Source organism: Agathobacter rectalis ATCC 33656 (assembly GCF_000020605.1).
GTDB classification, from domain to species: domain Bacteria; phylum Bacillota; class Clostridia; order Lachnospirales; family Lachnospiraceae; genus Roseburia; species Roseburia rectalis.
On sequence record NC_012781.1, the window covers coordinates 2,074,626 to 2,094,961 of the forward strand.

The 20,336-nt window shown below is 42.5% G+C and carries 21 protein-coding genes and 1 tRNA gene; 3 read left to right on the top strand and 19 right to left on the bottom strand.

Features of this window, described 5'->3' with window-relative positions; genetic code table 11:
- Window positions 1-80: 80 nt before the first annotated feature.
- Window positions 81-1,292 carry an SH3 domain-containing protein gene (locus EUBREC_RS10015; RefSeq protein ID WP_012743055.1) on the bottom strand — a complete coding sequence of 404 codons (1,212 nt, stop codon included), beginning with the start codon at window positions 1,290-1,292 and terminating at the stop codon, window positions 81-83.
- 39 nt (window positions 1,293-1,331) lie between these two features.
- Window positions 1,332-1,404: transfer RNA gene (locus EUBREC_RS10020), tRNA-Arg, on the bottom strand.
- Window positions 1,405-1,656: 252 nt separating this feature from the next.
- Here EUBREC_RS10020 and EUBREC_RS10025 point away from each other — a divergent pair.
- Entirely contained in the window at window positions 1,657-2,688 is a 1,032-nt protein-coding gene (locus tag EUBREC_RS10025) for a 3-deoxy-7-phosphoheptulonate synthase (RefSeq protein ID WP_012743057.1), read from the top strand.
- Between the two features lie 83 nt (window positions 2,689-2,771).
- On the opposite strand, the gene EUBREC_RS10030 is transcribed toward EUBREC_RS10025, so the two are convergent.
- From EUBREC_RS10030 to argS, 15 genes are all read right to left on the bottom strand, one after another.
- The gene (locus EUBREC_RS10030; RefSeq protein WP_012743058.1) at window positions 2,772-3,311 is read right to left on the bottom strand and encodes an NUDIX domain-containing protein; all 540 of its coding nucleotides are present in this window, start codon (window positions 3,309-3,311) and stop codon (window positions 2,772-2,774) included.
- 49 nt (window positions 3,312-3,360) lie between these two features.
- Entirely contained in the window at window positions 3,361-4,578 is a 1,218-nt protein-coding gene (locus EUBREC_RS10035; RefSeq protein ID WP_041254116.1) for an iron-containing alcohol dehydrogenase, read from the bottom strand.
- Between the two features lie 370 nt (window positions 4,579-4,948).
- Window positions 4,949-6,496: a ribonuclease Y gene (gene rny, locus EUBREC_RS10040; RefSeq protein WP_012743060.1), complete on the bottom strand. Its 1,548-nt coding sequence runs from the start codon at window positions 6,494-6,496 to the stop codon at window positions 4,949-4,951.
- Between the two features lie 82 nt (window positions 6,497-6,578).
- Entirely contained in the window at window positions 6,579-7,187 is a 609-nt protein-coding gene (locus tag EUBREC_RS10045; RefSeq protein WP_012743061.1) for a regulatory protein RecX, read from the bottom strand.
- A gap of 19 nt (window positions 7,188-7,206) precedes the next feature.
- Window positions 7,207-8,259 carry a recombinase RecA gene (recA, locus tag EUBREC_RS10050; RefSeq protein WP_012743062.1) on the bottom strand — a complete coding sequence of 351 codons (1,053 nt, stop codon included), beginning with the start codon at window positions 8,257-8,259 and terminating at the stop codon, window positions 7,207-7,209.
- 279 nt (window positions 8,260-8,538) lie between these two features.
- Complete coding sequence (locus EUBREC_RS10055; RefSeq protein WP_012743063.1) at window positions 8,539-10,131, bottom strand: peptide chain release factor 3; 1,593 nt, start codon at window positions 10,129-10,131, stop codon at window positions 8,539-8,541.
- A gap of 78 nt (window positions 10,132-10,209) precedes the next feature.
- Window positions 10,210-10,836: a SpoIIIAH-like family protein gene (locus EUBREC_RS10060; protein ID WP_012743064.1), complete on the bottom strand. Its 627-nt coding sequence runs from the start codon at window positions 10,834-10,836 to the stop codon at window positions 10,210-10,212.
- Between the two features lie 2 nt (window positions 10,837-10,838).
- Window positions 10,839-11,387, bottom strand: coding sequence for a stage III sporulation protein AG (locus EUBREC_RS10065; RefSeq protein ID WP_155505198.1), 549 nt, complete (start codon window positions 11,385-11,387; stop codon window positions 10,839-10,841).
- Window positions 11,329-11,580, bottom strand: coding sequence for a stage III sporulation protein AF (locus EUBREC_RS10070; protein ID WP_012743066.1), 252 nt, complete (start codon window positions 11,578-11,580; stop codon window positions 11,329-11,331). Before EUBREC_RS10070 ends, EUBREC_RS10065 begins: the two co-directional genes overlap by 59 nt.
- Before the next feature lie 6 nt (window positions 11,581-11,586).
- On the bottom strand, window positions 11,587-12,735 hold the full coding sequence (locus EUBREC_RS10075) for a stage III sporulation protein AE (protein WP_012743067.1): 1,149 nt from the start codon (window positions 12,733-12,735) through the stop codon (window positions 11,587-11,589).
- Window positions 12,732-13,109, bottom strand: a complete 378-nt coding sequence (locus EUBREC_RS10080; RefSeq protein WP_012743068.1) for a SpoIIIAC/SpoIIIAD family protein — start codon at window positions 13,107-13,109, stop codon at window positions 12,732-12,734. Before EUBREC_RS10080 ends, EUBREC_RS10075 begins: the two co-directional genes overlap by 4 nt.
- A 1-nt stretch (window position 13,110) precedes the next feature.
- A complete protein-coding gene (gene spoIIIAC, locus EUBREC_RS10085; RefSeq protein ID WP_015516699.1) occupies window positions 13,111-13,305 on the bottom strand; it encodes a stage III sporulation protein AC in 195 nt (64 codons plus the stop codon).
- Between the two features lie 67 nt (window positions 13,306-13,372).
- Window positions 13,373-13,798 (bottom strand): hypothetical protein, encoded by a 426-nt coding sequence (locus tag EUBREC_RS10090; protein ID WP_012743070.1) that lies wholly within the window; start codon window positions 13,796-13,798, stop codon window positions 13,373-13,375.
- Window positions 13,788-14,729: a stage III sporulation protein AA gene (locus EUBREC_RS10095; protein ID WP_012743071.1), complete on the bottom strand. Its 942-nt coding sequence runs from the start codon at window positions 14,727-14,729 to the stop codon at window positions 13,788-13,790. Before EUBREC_RS10095 ends, EUBREC_RS10090 begins: the two co-directional genes overlap by 11 nt.
- 408 nt (window positions 14,730-15,137) lie before the next feature.
- Window positions 15,138-16,931 carry an arginine--tRNA ligase gene (argS, locus tag EUBREC_RS10100; RefSeq protein ID WP_012743073.1) on the bottom strand — a complete coding sequence of 598 codons (1,794 nt, stop codon included), beginning with the start codon at window positions 16,929-16,931 and terminating at the stop codon, window positions 15,138-15,140.
- 190 nt (window positions 16,932-17,121) lie between these two features.
- Between argS and EUBREC_RS10105 the strand changes: the two genes are divergently transcribed.
- Window positions 17,122-17,664 carry an ECF transporter S component gene (locus EUBREC_RS10105; RefSeq protein ID WP_041254119.1) on the top strand — a complete coding sequence of 181 codons (543 nt, stop codon included), beginning with the start codon at window positions 17,122-17,124 and terminating at the stop codon, window positions 17,662-17,664.
- A gap of 16 nt (window positions 17,665-17,680) precedes the next feature.
- On the opposite strand, the gene sigG is transcribed toward EUBREC_RS10105, so the two are convergent.
- Entirely contained in the window at window positions 17,681-18,460 is a 780-nt protein-coding gene (gene sigG / locus EUBREC_RS10110) for an RNA polymerase sporulation sigma factor SigG (protein ID WP_012743075.1), read from the bottom strand.
- Window positions 18,461-18,540: 80 nt separating this feature from the next.
- A complete protein-coding gene (locus EUBREC_RS10115) occupies window positions 18,541-19,581 on the bottom strand; it encodes an HD-GYP domain-containing protein (protein WP_012743076.1) in 1,041 nt (346 codons plus the stop codon).
- Window positions 19,582-19,767: 186 nt separating this feature from the next.
- On the opposite strand from EUBREC_RS10115, the gene EUBREC_RS10120 reads away from it, so the two are divergent.
- Window positions 19,768-20,286, top strand: coding sequence for a QueT transporter family protein (locus tag EUBREC_RS10120; protein ID WP_012743077.1), 519 nt, complete (start codon window positions 19,768-19,770; stop codon window positions 20,284-20,286).
- Window positions 20,287-20,336 lie beyond the last annotated feature (50 nt).

The following is a 20,336-nucleotide window of genomic DNA, read 5'->3' on the forward strand; positions in this document are numbered from 1 at the left end:
TGTAGATTAAAACACGGAGACCTTTAAGCCTCCGTGTTGCTTCCTATGATTGTATGCACATCTGTTACTTTGTATTGCTTTTACTGTCCTACTGTCTGGAGATTCTCTGTCTTGATATAAGCTCTGCCATTTGTTCCGGCGCTGTAGGATACTATAGTCCAGTCGCCCTCTGTGCCATATGCTGTAAGTGTTACCTGTTCCTTTAAGAGACCAAGCTCCTTTGCATCTGTGCTTGCACCGTCACGCACCTTTACAACATCCTTTGTCACTACCTGATACTCAGCCGGTGCCTGTGGCTGCTCAGCTGTCTGCTGATTGGCTGCATTTGTATCCGTGGTCTGTTGGTCTGTGGTCTGTCCTGCGTTAGCATCCGTGGTCTGCTGGTCTGTGGTCTGTCCGGCATTTGCATCTGTAGTCTGCTGGTCTGCAGTCTGGCCCGCATTTGCATCCGTGGTCTGCTGGTCACCACTTTGTGATGCATCATCTGCCTGCTGTGTATCTGCCTCTGTAGTCTGTGTGTCTGCATCAGACTTCTTTAAATTGGCAATGCCTGACGATGTGTACCACTGCTTTATAGCACCTGTGAGTGTTGTCTCAAGCATAGTCTTTAAATTGGCATCAGAACCGACCGCCTGCTCATATGCCTTTTGTACCTCCTCATGCAGGTCTGCAAACTCAGATGAAGCAGTATACTTAGAAATAAGCTCCATAATATCGTCATCGAGTTCATTCTCGCAGTATGTTCTGTTGAAATTACTGTATACATTGTTTATAAAGAGCTTTCCGTCCTTACCTGTCTCTATATAAAAGAAGTCAAGTGTAGGTGCCTGTGTATCAACTCCCGTAAACTTTATGCTGTTTTTAACAGACACAAAGTATGTTCCCTTTTTCAAGCCATTCTTGGTGTAAGGTGTGATGTCATTGACTGACTCATAGTACTGGCTGACAACACCAATATAGCTCTTCTCGTTGTCGCTCATAGGTGTCGCAAGCTTGCCAAGGGTATCAAGGTCATCACCCACGTATGCCTTGTAATAATCAGCAAGTAATGTGCTGATATCGTCCTTGGCGTCATTTGTGTAATCCTTTTCAAACTCAAAATCCTTCACCGAAATCTCTGTCTGTGATCCGGCTTCAGTATTGGATTGTCTGTCATTATTGCCTCCTGCGACAACTACTATAAGTATAAGTATGAGTCCTACAAGTACACCTGCCACTCCAACGTATTTTTTATTTTCTGCACAAAATTGCTTTATATTATCCAATGTTTCCTTGTTAAAAAAGTCCTTCATATGGTTCCTCCATTAACCCAACATATCAAAATCAAAGTATGTGACCGACGCGAATCGAACGCGCACTCGCCGGAGTCGGAGTCCGGAATTTTATCCATTAAACTACGGTCACAAAAAAAGTTACCAACTATTTATATCACATCTTTTACTTTTTTTCAATGTTACTTTTTTCTTATTATATTCTTTTAGTGTTTTATTATAACTTTTTATGCATACTATTATAATTGATAAAAATTTGACAATATATTTCATTTATCTTATTATTTAACTGTTTGGGCATTATATATTGGAAATTTTTTCCGATATGCCATAAAAATATACCATTTTAATTAATACAATTACTATTTATATAAGGAGCAGTATTATGAGTTTCACATTTTTAAACCAGCTTCCAACTCCTGCACAGATTAAGGAGGAATATCCTCTGTCAAAGGAGCTTACCGAGCTTAAAGCGAAGCGCGATGCAATGATTTCAGATGTTATCTGCGGAAAAGATGATAGATTTCTCGTCATTATCGGACCTTGTTCAGCCGACAACGAGGATTCAGTCTGTGACTATGTCAGCCGTCTGACAAAGATTCAGGAGGATGTAAAGGACCGCGTAATCATCATCCCTCGTGTATATACAAACAAGCCAAGAACAACCGGCGAGGGCTACAAGGGAATTGCCTCACAGCCTGACCCTGAGAAGGCTCCTGACATGGTTGAGGGTCTTATCGCCATGAGAAAAATGCACATCCGTGCCATCGCAGAGAGTGGACTCACCTGTGCAGATGAGATGCTTTACCCTGAGAACTGGGGCTATGTTGAGGATCTTCTCTCATATGTGGCAATCGGTGCTCGTTCTGTTGAGGATCAACAGCATCGTCTCACCGTCAGCGGCTTCGATGTGGCCAGCGGCATGAAAAACCCTACAAGCGGTGATTTTTCCGTCATGCTCAATTCTGTTTACGCAGCACAGCACCCACATCATTTTGTTTACAGAGGCTATGAGGTTGAGACATCAGGAAATCCTCTGACTCACGTTGTTTTAAGAGGTGCTGTCAGCAAGCATGGCAACACTACAACAAACTACCATTACGAGGACTTAATCCGTCTGCACGAAATGTACGACAAGATGGACGTTGTCAACCAGGCGGCTATCATCGATACTAACCATTCCAACTCCGGAAAGAAGTTCAAGGAGCAGATTCGTATCGCCAAGGAAGTTATGCACAACAGACAGCTTTCCTCTGATATCAAATCACTTGTCAAGGGTCTTATGATTGAGAGCTATATCGAGGAGGGCAGCCAGAAGATTGGTGAGCATGTCTACGGAAAATCCATCACCGATCCATGTCTAGGATGGGAGGATTCAAAGAAGCTTATCTACGACATTGCAGAAATGAATTCTTAAACCACAAATTATACATACATTTTTTTACAAAACACAAGCCACAGGAGTATATATCCTGTGGCTTGCATTATTTTGTCGGTTTATTATTTAATCATATTACTATAAGCAAGAACTGCACTGACTGTTTTGGAATCCTGGATTTTTCCGGCATAAATCATGTCGCACAGCTCCTTTAGAGTGTATATTTCTACATCGATTGACTCGGCATCATCCAGATGCTGCTCGCCCTTTTTCAGGTTTTTAGCAAGATAGACATCTACTTCTTCGTCGCAAAAGGCAACTGTTGTGCGAAGTGAAAGTAAAAACGAGATATCATCAGAGCTGTAGCCCGTCTCCTCCTTAAGCTCCCTTTCTGCACACAGTCTGGTATCTTCTCCCACAAAGTCTCTGCAGCCGGCCGGAATCTCTATTGTCTCCCTCTCGAGAGCATTTCTATACTGACGCACCATGATTATCCTGCCGTCATCAAGCACCGGAAGCACTGCCGCAGCGCCCTTTCTGTGTGAAACAAAATCCCATTCCTCAGTCTTACCGTTTGCAAACTGCATTGTATCCTTGTATATATCGAGTATTGAGCCCTTATATACAAGCTCTCTTTTTTGCCGTTTCATTTCATCAATCATTTTTCCTGTTTACCTTCTAAATAATATAAATTCAGAGTTACCGTTTTGATTAGAAATCCACCTCTGTGTCATAATAGCAGCATTTGAGAAGCTTCTCCATCTCCTCCTGGCTTGGCTGGCGAGGATTTGAGCCTGTACAAGCATCAAGGATAGCATTTGCAGCAATCTCAGGAAGTCTCTCAAGGAATACCTCCTCCGGTACAAAGCCCTGCTCTGTTGGATAGCTGTCTGCTCCGTAATTCTTGATGCAGTGTGGGATATTCAGATCATCATTCATGCCACGTAAGTATTTGATAAGAAGCTCAACCTTCTCATCAAGTGTCTCTCCCCCCAGTTTCATGAAATCTGCTATTACGCCATAGCGTTCCTTCGCTGCCTCATCCTTTGCATTAAAAGCAATAACCTTTGGCAGATACATGGCATTGGCTGCTCCGTGGATGATATGTGCACCATAATCAGCAAAAGCTGCGCCTGTCTTGTGTGCCATGGAATGAACTATTCCAAGTAGTGCGTTGGAGAATGCCATTCCTGCCAGACACTGCGCATTGTGCATCGCATCTCTCTTTGCCATATCACCATTGTATGAATCAATCAGGTCATGCTGTATCATCTCTATTGCATGGAGTGCAAGCGGATCTGTAAAGTCACTGTTGGCTGTTGATACATATGCCTCGATGGCATGTGTCATGGCATCCATTCCTGTGTGTGCAACAAGCTTCTGTGGCATTGTCTCTGCAAGCTCAGGGTCTACGATTGCAACATCAGGTGTAATCTCAAAGTCTGCGATTGGATACTTGATACCCTTCTCATAATCTGTGATGATTGAGAACGCAGTAACCTCAGTTGCTGTACCTGATGTGGATGAAATAGCACAGAAATGTGCCTTCTTTCTAAGCTTTGGAATACCAAATACCTTGCACATATCCTCGAATGTGATATCCGGATACTCGTACTTAATCCACATAGCCTTAGCTGCATCTATAGGTGATCCACCACCAATTGCTACAATCCAGTCCGGTTCAAACTCAGCCATGGCAGCCGCACCTTTCATGACTGTCTCAACTGACGGATCCGGCTCAATTCCCTCAAAAAGCTTTACCTCCATGCCTGCTTCCTTCAAATAAGCCTCGGCTTTGTCTAAAAAGCCAAATCTCTTCATTGAGCCTCCGCCCACACAGATAATAGCCTTCTTTCCCTCAAAGCTCTTTAATGCCTCAAGCGCACCTTTTCCGTGATATAAATCTCTTGGTAATGTAAATCTCTGCATTGTAAAACCCTCCATATGATATTTTTTATATAGTTTCTCCCTTGTAATATTTATAAATATTGCAGCCATCAAATACTTAATAGTTGCTAAATATTACACTTACCATTTTATAACATTTTACTAATTTTGTCACGTACCATTATCTATTTTTGTGAATACAGGATATCTTATACATATATTTTTATGCAATATATACAATTATCTTCAGTAGTAATGAACAGTTACCGATAATTTATTTCATACCATAAGCACTACATTGTAAAAATCGGCTGCATTTACGTTTTTATTTTTTACAAAAAAGAAAAGGCTTCATTAAGAAGCCTTTCCAAATGTACATGTTATTATGTCAAACCGACAATACGCTAATGCTCTACTTTGCGTAATCCACTATACGTGACTCACGTATTACATTAACCTTTATCTGACCCGGATACTCTAACTCAGACTCAATCTGCTTAGATATGTCTCTAGCCATGATAACCATGTCGGCGTCGCTGACCTGCTCAGGAACTACCATAATACGAATCTCTCTACCTGCCTGAATAGCAAAAGATTTCTCTACCCCTTTATAACCATTTGTAATGTCCTCTAACTGCTGAAGACGATTTGAATATGTCTCCAAAGTCTCTCTTCTTGCACCCGGACGTGCCGCACTGATCGTATCAGCTGCCTGCACGAGACATGCAATAAGTGACTCCGGTTCAACATCACCGTGATGTGATTCTACTGCATTAATCACAAGTGGTGACTCTTTGTATTTCTTACATAATTCGGCACCGAGCTGGATATGTGAACCCTCCATCTCGTGATCTACTGCCTTACCTATATCATGTAATAAGCCTGCACGCTTTGCCATTCTGACATCCTCACCAATTTCAGCAGCCAGTAAGCCAGTCAGCTGTGCAACCTCGATAGAATGCTTTAACGCATTCTGACCGTAGCTTGTTCTAAACTTCATCTTTCCAAGAAGACGCACAAGCTCCGGGTGAATACCATGTATGCCCACCTCAAGTGTGGCAGCCTCACCCTCTTCACGAATCATATTATCGACTTCTTTCTGAGCCTTCTCAACCATCTCCTCTATACGGGCCGGATGGATTCTTCCGTCAACAATAAGCTTCTCAAGAGCTATTCTTGCAACCTCTCTTCTAATTGGATCAAAGCTTGACAAGATAACTGCCTCAGGTGTGTCATCTATAATCAGATCTACACCTGTCATAGTCTCGAGAGTACGGATATTACGTCCCTCTCTTCCTATGATACGTCCCTTCATCTCATCATTCGGAAGCGATACTACTGAAATAGTAGTCTCAGACACATGGTCTGCTGCACATTTCTGAATAGCTGTAACCACGTAATCCTTAGCCTTACGGTTTGCCTCTTCCTTTGCTTTGTTTTCCATTTCCTTAATCATTTTTGCAGTATCAAGTTTTACATCTTCTTCAATGGTCTTTAAGAGATATTCTTTAGCTTGCTCGGAGGTTAATCCAGAGATTCTTTCAAGTTCCTGTAAACGCTGCTCGTTAAGCTTTGATATTTCAATCTTCTGCTTCTTGAGTTCCTCTTCCTTAACTGCAAATCCGGCTTCACGCTTCTCGATAGCTTCGAGCTTCTTGTCGACATTTTCTTCCTTCTGAACGATACGACGCTCATTACGGGAAATCTCGTTTCTACGCTCTTTGATTTCCTTATCCAGATCATTCTTAGCCTTTATAGACTCTTCCTTGATCTCAAGCATAGACTCGCGCTTCTTTTCCTCCGCAGTCTTTACAGCCTCATCAATGATTCCTCTTGCCTTCTCCTCAGCATTTCCTATCTTGGAGTTAGCAGATTTCTTCTCGTATGAAGCGGCTGCAAACCATACAATCAATGCAGTAATAATAATAGAAACTACAGCAGTAATGATATACGGTAGCATTACAGGAGCACCTCCTTTATTAAATTTTCATTGTATTTCACAAATTACAACAATTAAATTCTATACTTTTTGGTGCAAATTGTCAAGGTAATTGTGACCTCATTGCAGAAAGAATCTGGCTGCTCTTAAAGCCCCTGCGCATAAGAAACTGGTATATCCTGCGAAACTCCTTTTCATCACAGTTATCAGGATCATAGTGTTTCTTTTCAAGCAGCTTTGCTATATGTTTCTCTTCATCAGCAGTGTATTCGCTGTCTATGGCACAATTTATATCATATCTGCCTATGCCCTTTGTCATAAGCTTCTGCTCCAGCTGCCTGCGGCTTAAGCTGTCCTGATGATACCTGACATATGTGGAAGCAAATCTGTAATCATCAAGATAATGAAAGCTCTTGACATAATCTATCGCTGCATCCACACAGCAATCCGGATATCCGCCCTGTGTGAGCTTTTCCCTGAGCTTTCTTTCACTCCTGTCCATCTGTTCTAGCAGATGCAGCGCTCTCTTTTTGGCTCTCTTTCCTACCACCTCAGTTATCAGCTTTTCGTAATCCGCTTCACTGATAAAGGCTCCCTCCATAATAGAGTACCGCACGGCCTCTGTACGATACAACACACATGTCGTACCATTATCAAAGGTCGTGCGGTATTTGCCTTTACCAATATTCTCATATCCGGTAATCTCTATCATATATAACCCTGCTCACTTATTATTCTTCTGCTTCAGGCTTTTCAGAGTCTTCCTGTACTGCAGCATCTTCGTCCTCAGGCTGTGTAAAGTAAAAATCCCTTACCTTTGCCTCAAGCATATCAAAAAATGCCGGATTCTCATGAATATAAGTCTTTGCATTCTCACGACCCTGTCCTATCTTGTCTCCCTCGTACGCGTACCATGCACCGGATTTGTTGACAATGCCTGCATTTACTGCAAGATCAAGCACATCTCCTTCTCTTGAGATACCCTGTCCAAACATGATATCAAACTCTGCCTCCCTGAAAGGAGGAGCTATTTTATTCTTAACAACCTTTACGCGGACATGGTTGCCGACTATCTCACCGCCCTGCTTGAGTGACTCAGTTCTTCTGACATCAAGACGCACTGATGAATAGAACTTTAATGCCCTTCCACCTGTGGTAGTCTCAGGATTTCCAAACATCACACCTACCTTCTCACGAAGCTGATTGATGAATATAACGATACAATTTGACTTACTGATAACTGCCGTGAGCTTACGGAGCGCCTGGCTCATAAGTCTCGCCTGAAGACCCACATGGGAATCACCCATATCTCCGTCAATCTCGGCCTTTGGTACGAGTGCCGCTACTGAATCGACAACCACGATATCCACAGCGCCGGAACGTACCATGGTCTCTGTTATCTCAAGTGCCTGCTCACCGCAGTCCGGCTGTGAAATATAGAGATTGTCAATATCAACACCTATATTTCTGGCATATACAGGGTCAAGCGCATGCTCTGCATCTATAAAGCCTGCGATGCCGCCTCGCTTCTGTACCTCTGCAACACAGTGGAGTGCAACCGTTGTCTTACCTGATGACTCCGGTCCGTACACCTCAATAATCCTGCCCTTTGGAAGTCCTCCGAGTCCTAATGCAATATCAAGGCTTAATGAGCCTGTAGGTACTGTCTCTACATTCATATTGGCTGAATTGTCACCAAGCTTCATGACAGAGCCCTTTCCGTATTGTTTCTCAATCTGCGCAATGGCAGCGTCTAATGCTTTTAATTTATCTTCCTTTGCCATAATAATCTCCTATCCTCTCGCGAACAAACGTTCGTTCTGCTATTATAATAATACACTTCTATTCAATTGTCAACAAATAAATTGGAATAATTACAGAATCATATAGCTGCCCGTGCTGCTGTTTGCGCCTCACGCTATACTCTAAAACAGCTATAGCTAAAATACTCAAAAATATACAAATAAAACATAATTAAAAAGACAGTTGCTTTCACAACTGTCTTCATTATACACATAATCTCTCACTAACGTCAAGTCCAAATTCAACCTTGGAATCCTTACCTAGTTTCTTCCAAACTCAGTAAGCACAAGTCCGTCATTTCTATCGAGTGTCATGCCGATGCTCCACTCATTGATGAACAGAAGAAGCGGATTTCCCTTCATGTCGACAACCTTCTTCATGTCGCTTGTTCCGTTAATTGTATCTACATTGACCTCATCCTTGTTCTCAATCCATCTGATATGCTCATATGGCAGATTCTCTAGTCTGATCTGCACATTGTACTCATTTTCAAGTCTGAATTTAAGCACGTCAAACTGAAGCACACCGACCACGCCGACTATGATCTCTTCCATGCCGCCCTTGTACTCCTGGAACATCTGGATAGCACCCTCCTGCGCTATCTGTGTGACGCCCTTTACAAACTGCTTTCTCTTCATGGAATCAACAAGTGATACCCTCGCAAAATGCTCAGGTGCAAATGTCGGGATGCCCTCAAACTCAAATTTATCCTTTGCTGTCGTGAGTGTATCTCCTATAGAGTATACGCCCGGGTCAAACACACCTATGATGTCGCCCGCATATGCCTTGTCCACTATTTTTCTCTCATCTGCCATCATCTGCTGCGGCTGTGAAAGCTTTAGGCTCTTGCCTCCCTGCACATGGTATACCTCCATGCCGGCTGTAAACTGTCCGGAGCAGATTCGCATAAATGCTATTCTGTCCCTGTGATTTTTATTCATGTTGGCCTGAATTTTGAATACAAATGCAGAAAAATCCTCTGAAAAAGGATCAATCATTCCGATGTCAGATTGTCTTGCTGTCGGTGCATATGTCATCTTAAGGAAATGCTGTAAAAATGTCTCAACACCAAAGTTTGTAAGAGCAGAGCCGAAAAATACAGGTGAAAGTTCTCCCTTTGTGACAAGATCCATATCAAAATCGGCACTGGCGCCATCCAGCAGCTCAATCTCATCCATGAGCTGACTTTTAAATTCCTCTCCTATCTCATCGGAAAGAGCCGGATCATCTATATGGATGATCTTCTCAGAGCCCTCCTTTGTACCCTTTAAGGTATCTGCAAAGGTCATGACCTCCTTGCTGTTTCTGTCATACACGCCCTTAAACTGCTTTCCTGAGCCTATCGGCCAGTTGATAGGACATGTCGCGATGCCCAGCTCTTTTTCGATGTCATCGAGAAGCTCAAACGTATCGTTGGCATCACGGTCCATCTTGTTTATGAATGTAAAAATCGGGATATGTCTCATGACACAGACCTTAAAGAGCTTTCTGGTCTGTGCCTCAACACCCTTGCTCGCATCAATTACCATGACGGCCGAATCGGCTGCCATGAGTGTACGGTATGTGTCCTCTGAGAAATCCTGGTGTCCCGGTGTATCAAGGATATTGATGCAATATCCGTCATAATTAAACTGTAATACAGATGAAGTAACCGAAATACCTCTCTGCTTTTCTATCTCCATCCAGTCCGAAACAGCATGCTTTGCCGTAGCCTTTCCCTTTACCGAACCGGCCTGGTTTATTGCCCCTCCGTACAAAAGAAACTTCTCTGTCAGAGTAGTCTTTCCTGCATCCGGATGGGAAATTATTGCAAATGTTCTTCTTTTTTCTATTTCCTGTCTTAAGTTATCCACTGATATTTCCTCCAAACAAAATCAGAGTATAGTATAGCTTAAAACGGTTCCCATTTCAAGACACTAAAAATTTATGTATCAGTCCATCGTCGATATGACAATATTTGATGCCCCGATATTTGTCTTGCGCTTGATAATGTCCTCTATCTGAGCTCTCTTCTCATCAGTCACATCGTCCTTTCCCACAATCACATCACAGCATTCATCACTGAGACTTACCACAGCATTCTTAAAGCCCTTTGCCTCCAGCATCATCTGGGCATCCTCCTCCATCTGTGCATTTTCTGTCAGCTTCACCATGGCATCGACCGCGCTCTTCTTCTCGGCCTCTGACACTCCTGCATCATCGATAATCTTCTGCAGAGCCTCCTTGTTCTTTGAGCGCACCTGCTCGCGTCCCAGCTTCACCTGTGCCACACACTCCTCGCTCTCTGTGGATGCACTTGTCAGTACCGTTTCGCCGGCATTTAATATTTCCTCTGTCGAGTCTGTCTCAAGCGCAACCTCATCTGATGCCTGTGTATCCTCACATTCCTTAGACTCCTTTGTATCTGCCTTTCCATTTACAGCTTCGATTTCAGTGGAAAGCACATCCTTTGCATTCATAAAGGTATCCCTGTTATCGTAGCTTATGTAACCGACCACTGCCAAAAGAAGTGCAAGTGTCGTAATAATTATCTGATTTTTATGGCTGCCTTTCTTCACTTTTATTCCTCCCTGGATATCATTTTTGCTATTTTTATTTTATGCATGGGCACATCAAATAATGCAGAAACCGCATTAGAAATATCGTTGTTTACCTGTGGGCTTCCTCCGCCCTGCGCTACCACAAGCACTCCTGAAACAGTCGGTTTGTCCGTGCTTGTGACATAAGGTACGCTTGCATCCTCGTCATCGTATATGACCGTAGTCTTTTCAATACTCTCCGAGGTCTCCTTAGTATCCTTATCCACTATCCTTGTGCCATCGTCTGACAGCGTAATCATCACAGATACCTCACCCACACCGTCCATCCTTTCAAGAATACCCTCAAGCTTTTTTTCAAGCAGCTTCTCATATTCTTCATCATCGCAGGTGCTTTCACTTACTGACTTAACTTTAGCTTTCTTTTGTGAATTACTACAGGTCTTTTTATCCTCTTTTACCGGAAGCACCACAATAAGAAGCAGTACTCCAACAAGTAAAATCACTATGTAGTCAGTTTTCTTCAGCTTCGAAAGCCGTAAACAAATCTGTCGTATCCGCGTCATATTCATACGAAATCCCCTCTATTTTCTTTGTAAGCTCAGCAAATCTCATGTCATATTCATACCCTGCCGCAAGAGGTTTTAGAATAATGACCGCCAAAAACACCCCAAGCATAAACCTAAAGTACCTCCTGTACTGCTCCTTTGGCGTTAAATATGTCATTACCATGAAAAAAAATGCCAGATACAAATAACTCTTCATGCCCTATCAACCTCCCATAAAGCTTGTAGATGCACATACTATCGCAATCACTATAAAAAACAATATAGATGCATCTCTTATCACGATATAATACAGATTTCCTGCCCTGGCAACGGCTTCTATGCCCTCCACAATCCTGTTGTCTGAAACCGGCTGCAGCGCAGCGGAAAGCAATCTGTACATCAGCGAAAAGATTAGTGTTTTTACAAGCGGGGTCAGCACAATGAAAAAAAGCACGATAATCGCCGCCATACCAACACTGTTTTTTATGAGCATCGCACAGCCAAGCATGATTTCACCTGCCCCCTGCCCAAGCCTCCCCACACCCGGTATCGCCTGAAAACTTTTTAAGATAAGGCTTTCCGATATTTTGTCCTTTGCGGGAGCAATCATGGCCTGGACTATGCCTATGCCTGCCACTATCTTTATGGATGCCTTCATTATTTTTGTAACTGCTGATTCAATAAACTCGGCAAGCTTTTCAAGCTTCTTTTCACTTGATACGTGATTGAGCACCTCAAGCACCAGAAACAGATGAATTCCCGGTATGAGCACCAGCTTTATAAGCCACTCCACTACATAAATGAGCACAAATGCCAGCATGTAAAAGCCTGATGCCGAAAATCCTTTTCCGGACGCAAGAAGTACTGTCGCATATGCCGGCACAAGCGCTGTAAGATAAGTCAAAAGCACATCAATACAGCCCTTTGCCACATCAGACAATACAAAAAAAGATGCCATAAGCATTGATATAACCGATGCATACATAAACAGAAAGCTTACATTGTATACATAATCCTGCCGCCAGAAAATAAGCCTTGAAAACACCATAAAAAGTATCGTATAGCACAGCACATTTATAATAACAGGCTTCACCGCCGCTATCTCATAAAAAAACAGCTCATAAATATACTCACAGATTTTTTCACCGGCCTTTTGATCTCCTGCCAGAATGGCATCCACTATATCCGAAAACGATAGTCTGTCCGGCAGATAATCCTTTGAATATTTTTCAATCTCTGACATATCTATTTTTTCAAGCATCTGCTGCTCAATTTTATCTGTGATTTCGGTGTCCGACGCATACACAAAACACTGCGGCAAAAACACTACAGCCAATATGATTATTATCAAAATATATTTTTTACAAATCAAAACAGCTCTCCAATCAGCTCTATCAGACAAGACATCACAGGAATTGACATCACAACAATTGCTCCCTTCGCAAAAAGCTCTATCTGCGATGCAATTGCGCTATGACCACAGTCCTTACAGATTGAGGATGAAAACTCCGCAATATATGCAATCCCAAGCATCTTTACCATAGTGACAAAAAATGCCGGTTCCACAGGAAGCTTTGAAATAAGTCCTTTAAAAAACTCAATTGTTGTGCCGAGCCGCTCCAATGCAAAAGCAAAAATTATAGTGCCGCAGGCCACTGAAAGAAGCATTGAAAGCTCAGGTCTGTCACGCTTTAAAAGCACTGCAAAAAATACTGCCGCAATTCCTATTATCCCAATCTTCAACATATTACAAAGAAAACATATCCTGCATTGCCTTAAACAGCTCACTTATATATGGCACAATCCAGAACAATACAATAACAAGCCCGGCCAGACTAAGCAGGAAAGTCATTTCCTCCCTTCCACTGTGTTTTAAGACCTGTCCGAGCACCGTAATCACTATTCCAAGTGCTGCTATCTTAAAAATAATCGAAATCTCCATCATCAAGTCCTTTCATCGCATACAACAATATGTTTAATCGGATTACCACATTTTTATACAAACATTTTTATATAAGCATTATTGATATCATAATCCCTCCCAAAATCCCCACCGGACAAATCACCTTCATTTTTTCAACATAATCTTTCCTGTAAAAATCTATCTGTTTATGTATGTCCAAAGCACATTCCTTAAGCCGCTGCTCCATCGCAGCTGCATTTTTTTCAAAGAACGCACCTCCCATTTCAACTATCATTTTATTTATTTTTTCATCAGATACCCTGCCCCAAAGCACCTTCTCCCACACAGCCTTCCAGCCCTCCTCTCCGCTTTTACAACTCCTGTTTGAAAGCACTTCTCCCATTCTCCTGCATCCCTCATTAAACACCTCGCTCTTTCCTCTTATGCTGTTAAAAAACTGTGGTGCCTTCATTCTTTCTCCTGCCAGATAAAATGCCCCCTTTTCAAGCAAAAGCATAAAATCATACAGCATCGCTATATCTGCCTTTTTTCTTTTGCTGTAATCGTTTATCAGCCCCAATACCGCAAACAGTACTATACAAAAGCCTGTAAGCTTCATCATAAATGCTATAGCGCCTCACCCCTTTTTCATCATGGTCTATAAACACAAACCGTTCTATGGCATGTGGCAGAATTTTTCTTCGCAGATCATCTGCATTGGTGCCATGTACACTGCCAAGTATCCTTATTCCACAACTCACAAGCTGGTTTAGTGCCTCAATATCACCTTCTCCTCCCAGCTCATCCACTGCAATCACATCCGGTGACATAGAGCGCAAAAGCATCCTCATGCCAAGTGACTTTGGACAGTTATCCAGCACATCACTGGAATTGCCTATATCGTTTTGAGCCACTCCCAAGTAGCACGCTGCTATCTCCGAACGCTCATCGACCACCGACACCTTAAGAGCGTTTTTTCCGTCACAGCCATCTGAAAGTATCCTTATGCAGTCTCTTAAAAATGTTGTTTTTCCTTCTCCCGGCCGTGATATAACCAATGTATTGTAAATGCTGTTTTCATCCCGGATATAAGGCATCAGCGGCATTGCAACGTCCCTTATCTGATGTGCAATTCTGATATTTAAGGACGCTATCTCACTGACTGCTGTAACCTTTCCTCCATCGCAGCCCATCTGCCCTGCAATTCCCACACGATGACCTCCCTCCACTGTAAAATAGCCTGCTGCAAGCTGCGGTGCTATCGCGTGGAATGAATATCCGCTCAGATAATTTATCATCTCCTCAATATCGCTATGTGAGATATACACTCCGGCTCTACATCCTCCCGCAAACATATACTGCACCTGCTTTCCGGCGCGCACCCTAATTTCCTCCAGACCACACGGCATGTACGCTTCTGCCTCAGCCTTCATCTTTTGTGGCAGATAATCAATTATATCCATATTTTTCACTCCTTATCGCCACTTCGGTGACAGGTCGGGATAGGGCTTATGCGTGTGGCTGCAGTGTCGCAGAAGCGTATAGCGGAGCTATTTAGAGTCTGTTAAATTATGCTTTGAAGTACAGAAATGCCGAGGCATGGACGCCGAGGCAAGGAGATATCGAGCCCGGACGGCGAGTATCGACGGTTTTGTCAGGCATAGAAGTACTTACTGCATAATTTATACAGAGTCTTAATAGCACAGCGTAGCTTCTGCGACACTGCAGCCACACGCGTGAGCCCCATCCCGACCTGCCACCGACAGTTATTCAAATTAAAAAAAGGACACAGACGATTCTGATAAATCATCTATGTCCTATTTATATTACATGTCCAATTATTTTAGAACATGAAATTACTACTATTAATATTACATCCTGTCAGGAGCTGAGAATCCAAGCATATCGATACACGCCTCAAGTATCTCCTTTGTGAGCACAAGCAGTGAAATATATGACTTCTTAAGCTCTTCATTCTCCTCAGAAAGAATCTTTGTGTCATGGTAGAAGCCGTTGAATGCGTTGGCAAGCTCGTAGATGTATGCACATATCTTGTGTGGTGCAGACTCCTCGTATGCACTCTCAATTGTAGCATTGAACTTTGCCAGAGAGAGCATGAGATTCTTTTGTCCTGCATTGACTGCCGGCATGATTGCATCCTTCAGTGCGCTGATGTCGCCACCCTTTGCCTCATACTTTGAGAGGATTGACTTGATACGCACGATTGTATAAAGGATATATGGACCTGTGTTACCCTCAAAGGATGTGAATCTGTCGATATCAAAGATGTAATCCTTGCTCGCCTGATTAGACAAATCACCATACTTGACTGCTGCAAGCGCTACAGTTTTGGCTGTCTGCTCAGCCTCCGCCTCGTCTATATTTAAATTCTCTTTTTCCTTCTGGTTTTCCTTAATCTTATTGAGCATCTCATCGTCAATTTCCTTGAGGAGGTACTCAAGACGCATTACTCCACCGTCTCTTGTCTTGAAAGGCTTGCCGTCCTTACCGTTCATGGTTCCAAAGCCGATATGTACAAGCTCTGTAGTATCAGGTACTATGCCTGTCTTTCTTGCACAGCGGAACACCTGGATAAAGTGCATTGACTGACGTGCGTCTGCCAGATAAATCACACGGTCAGGGTTGTTCTCCTTCATACGCATAACAAGTGTTGCAAGGTCTGTAGTGCTGTAAAGTGAGGCTCCGTCAGACTTTAGGATGATACATGGCGGAATCTCCTTTGTATCTGTATCCTCCTTCACATCCACAACCAAAGCGCCCTCACTCATATGTGCAAAGCCCTTTTCCTTCATCATTTCAACCATCCCAGGTACATATGGCTGTGCATCCGACTCGCCCTTCCACAGCTCAAAATGAACATTCAGATTCTCATAATTTCTCTTAAGATCTGTTACAGAGACATTCATGATGTGTGAAAGCAGTGCCTGATAGCCTCTCCTGCCTCCCTGAAGCTCTTTTGTGGCAAGAAGTGCTGCTTCCTTGAAGCTCTCATCTGATTTTGACTTGCCGCTGGCTGTCGGATATATATCCTCAAGCTCAGATATGGTAAACGGTGCCTCCTTCGGGTACTCTCCTGTATAGCTCTCATCAAAATAAACGAGGTCAGGCTTTCTCTCGCGAAGCTCTGTGATGATAAGTCCCATCTGAAGTCCCCAGTCACCGAGATGCACATCACCAATCACATTGTGTCCCATGAACTTTGCGATACGCTTAACGCTCTCTCCGATTACTGCTGAGCGAAGATGACCTACATGAAGAGGCTTTGCCACGTTTGGTCCGCCGTAATCCACTACTATAGTGAGTGGCTTTTTGGCCTTCTCCAAGCCGTATCTGCCCTCGTCATCCTTCATATCGTTCATATATTTTGCCAGAAAAGCGGTATCCATTTTGATATTAAGAAATCCCGGCTTTACTGATTCTACTGACTCAAACATCTCATCTGACTCAAGGAGCGCCGCTACCTTGTCCGAGATCATAAATGGTGCACACTTATACTCTTTTGCTGCTGCCATTGCTCCGTTGCACTGGAACTCACAAAGGTCCGGTCTGTTTGAAAGTGTAACCTTTCCGTACTTCTCGTCATATCCCGCACTGACGAATGCCTTTGTCACTTCCTCTGATATCAAATTAATCAGTTTTTTCATTGTATTCCTCCTGATATATAGCTGTTTTGCGTCAAACAGCGAATATACTTATATTAGCACACAAATGAATTGCTTTCAATATCAACCGTCATTTTTGCTTTCTGAGTATATATTAACCGGCAACGTAACCTTGCATTTGCACCCCCAAAGGAGTATGATTTCATATGAAAATTTAAAGGAGGTCTTATCAATGAAGATAAAAACCAAACAAATAACCGTTACTGCAATTATGCTTGCAATCTGTCTTGTCAGCCAGTTCTTTAAGAACTTAAGCGTATACATCACAGGGCCGGTCATCAATGCTGCTTTAATACTTACCGTACTCTATGCCGGAATGGCATGTGGCATTATCCTAAGCATTATCACACCTGTCACATCATTTTTTATCACAGGAAGTCCTGTTATGGCAGCTATCCCTGCGATGTTTCCATGTATCATGATAGGAAATATCATTCTCGTGGTATGTGTGGGACTGCTTCACAAAAAATGCGGCAAAGCTGCCGGTTTTCCTGTATCAATTGCAATAGGTGCCATACTAAAGGCCGTTTTCATGGGAATAGCCATTGCTCTTATCATTCTACCTGCATTTTTGCCTGCTCCAATGCACAAGATGCTGCCGGTTTTACAGCTTCAGTTTTCAGTGACACAGCTTATCACCGCTGTTATCGGAGGTGTATATGCAGTCATAATTGCGGCTGTGCTTAAAAAAACTTCTTTAGCACAGGCAGACTAAATATTCAATTATCTGCTTATGCTTCCAGATATCCGTGCATATTTTTAAGCGCATTTTTCTCAAGCCTTGATACCTGTGCCTGAGAGATATTTATCTCCTCTGCCACCTCTATCTGTGTCTTGCCCTCGAAAAAACGCAGCTTAATAATCTGTCTCGCTCTGTCATCAAGCAGCTTTAAGGCATCGTCGAGAACCAGATTTTTTACCCATGCTTCCTCTTTGTTTTTCTTGTCCGATATCTGATCCATCACATAAAGTGTATCACCACCGTCAGTATATACAGGATCAAAGAGGGAAAGCGGTGTCTGGATTGCATCAAGTGCGTATAGTATATCGTTTTCAGGGATACCGCAATCCTTTGATATTTCTGCCAGAGACGGTTCGTGCACCAGCTTTCTCGATAGCTTTTCCTTTGATTTAATAGCCTGATAGGCTGTATCCCTGAGGGAGCGCGGAATACGGTATGCACTGTTGTCACGCAGATACCGTCTCACCTCACCGATAATCATCGGAACGGCATAGGTGGAAAACTTAACACCTATAGTCGGATCAAAATTATCAATTGATTTCATAAGTCCGATGCAGCCTATCTGAAATAAATCATCCATATTTTCATTATGGTTTGAAAACCTTCTGATTACCGAAAGCACCAGCCTTAAATTTCCACGAATATACTTTTCTCTTGCAGCCTTATCTCCCTTTTTTATTTTCTCAAACAGTTCTTCTTTTTCATCATCCTTAAGTACCGGCAGTTTTGATGTGGTCACTCCACATATATCAACCTTATATACAGACATGGGAATCCTCCGGATAAATTTCTTTATCTAAAGCATTCCCATTTACAGTAATTTTATTCAATTAATCCGCGTATATAATTCTACAGCACTGCCGCTATTTTTATATCCTTTTCATCCTTAAGCACAAGCACACTGTTGTCTTCAAGCAATGTAACTGTGGGCCTTGAATACTTCTCCGTCACAAAAATTATTTTGGCCTTTTTGCCGTTTGTCAAAAGCACATTGCTTCCTATATATGAGCTTGCAATCTTCTCCAAAAACATCCCTATATACTTCGGATGATACTTTGATATGCCATCATACTCAAAATCTGCTATCACATCAAACGGACACATCCCATCACGGTAACAGCGCTTTGACGTCATTGCATCGTAGACATCGGCTATCGTAATAATAGCTGATATATCATCGATTTTATCTGATGTATATCCAAACGGATATCCTGAGCCGTCAAACTTCTCATGATGTAAAAGTGCCGCACGCTTCGTGCTTTCAAGAATCTTGAAATTATTAAGTATCTCATAGCCATATACCGTGTGCTTCTTTATCACCTCAAACTCTTCCTTTGTGAGCTTTCCCGGCTTCAATAATATCTCATCCGGTATCTTAAACTTGCCTATGTCGTGCAACAGACCTGCCATTGAAATCTCATCCAGCTTTTCTGTATCATGCCCTGCCCATACACCAATGAGACGTGCAATAATTGATACATTCATGGAATGTGCCATCGTAGATACATCTGTCTGCTTTAATACCTGAAGTGCGTCAAATAGCTCATATGAAGTCTCAAACCTGTCAAAAATCTCTACCGAGTCCCTGATGAGCGTATTCTTATCCGGTATGATATTCCTGTATAGTATGTCATTCATATATTCATGCAGGTTATCGATGGAATCACGGTATTTTTCCTTAATGATGGCATATTTTTTATTCCATTCTTCTTTTTCCTGTGCTGAGCTTCCCTCAACATAAACCGAAGCTATATTGTAGAATCCAAACTTTGCTATATCAAATGCCGATACAGTCTGATGTCTTTTAAGGATAAGCTGTCCCTTTGGCGAAAACACATCTACTGCCGTAGTCATTCCCTCTTTTAGTTCATTAACCTTTATTTCTCTCATAATACTGTTTCCCTCTTGTCATTTATCTTCTCACTTGCACTCATTATACCACAATTTCTCTAAATGGGCACTGACTTTATGTACTTCTTGACATTCAACGCATTTTTTGTTAACATAGCAAGGCGAAAATAAATGCGTCAGTTCGAAACCTTCCTGACGTAAAACAAAACTAAAGGAGAACTAAATATGAGAAACAAAAAAGTATTATTTGCAGTACAGGCAGCTATGATTGCAGCACTCTATGTTGTGCTCACGTATATCACCAATCTGCTTGGTCTCGCATCAGGCACCATTCAGGTACGCTTTTCTGAAGCGCTTTGCATCCTTCCGGTTTTCACACCGGCAGCCATTCCTGGGCTTTTTATCGGATGTCTGATTTCCAATCTTATCACAGGCGGCATCATCTGGGATATCATCTTCGGAAGTATCGCTACACTGCTCGGCGCACTCGGCACTTACTTCCTTCGAAAGAAGAAGTTTGTATACACCCTGCCACCGGTCATCGCCAACATAATTATCGTGCCACTCGTGCTCAGATACGGATATGGTCTTACAACTATATACAAGGGTGTTGATATCTCTCTTGTTTTCAATGCAGTTACAGTCGGAATCGGTGAGATCATATCAATATGTGTACTTGGAAGCCTGTTAAAGGGAATACTTTCAAAATACAGAAATGTCATTTTCAAGCAGGACGAGGCGTAGTTACATACATAGCACTTTTAATAAGCTGCGCATCATAAAATAAAAAGCTC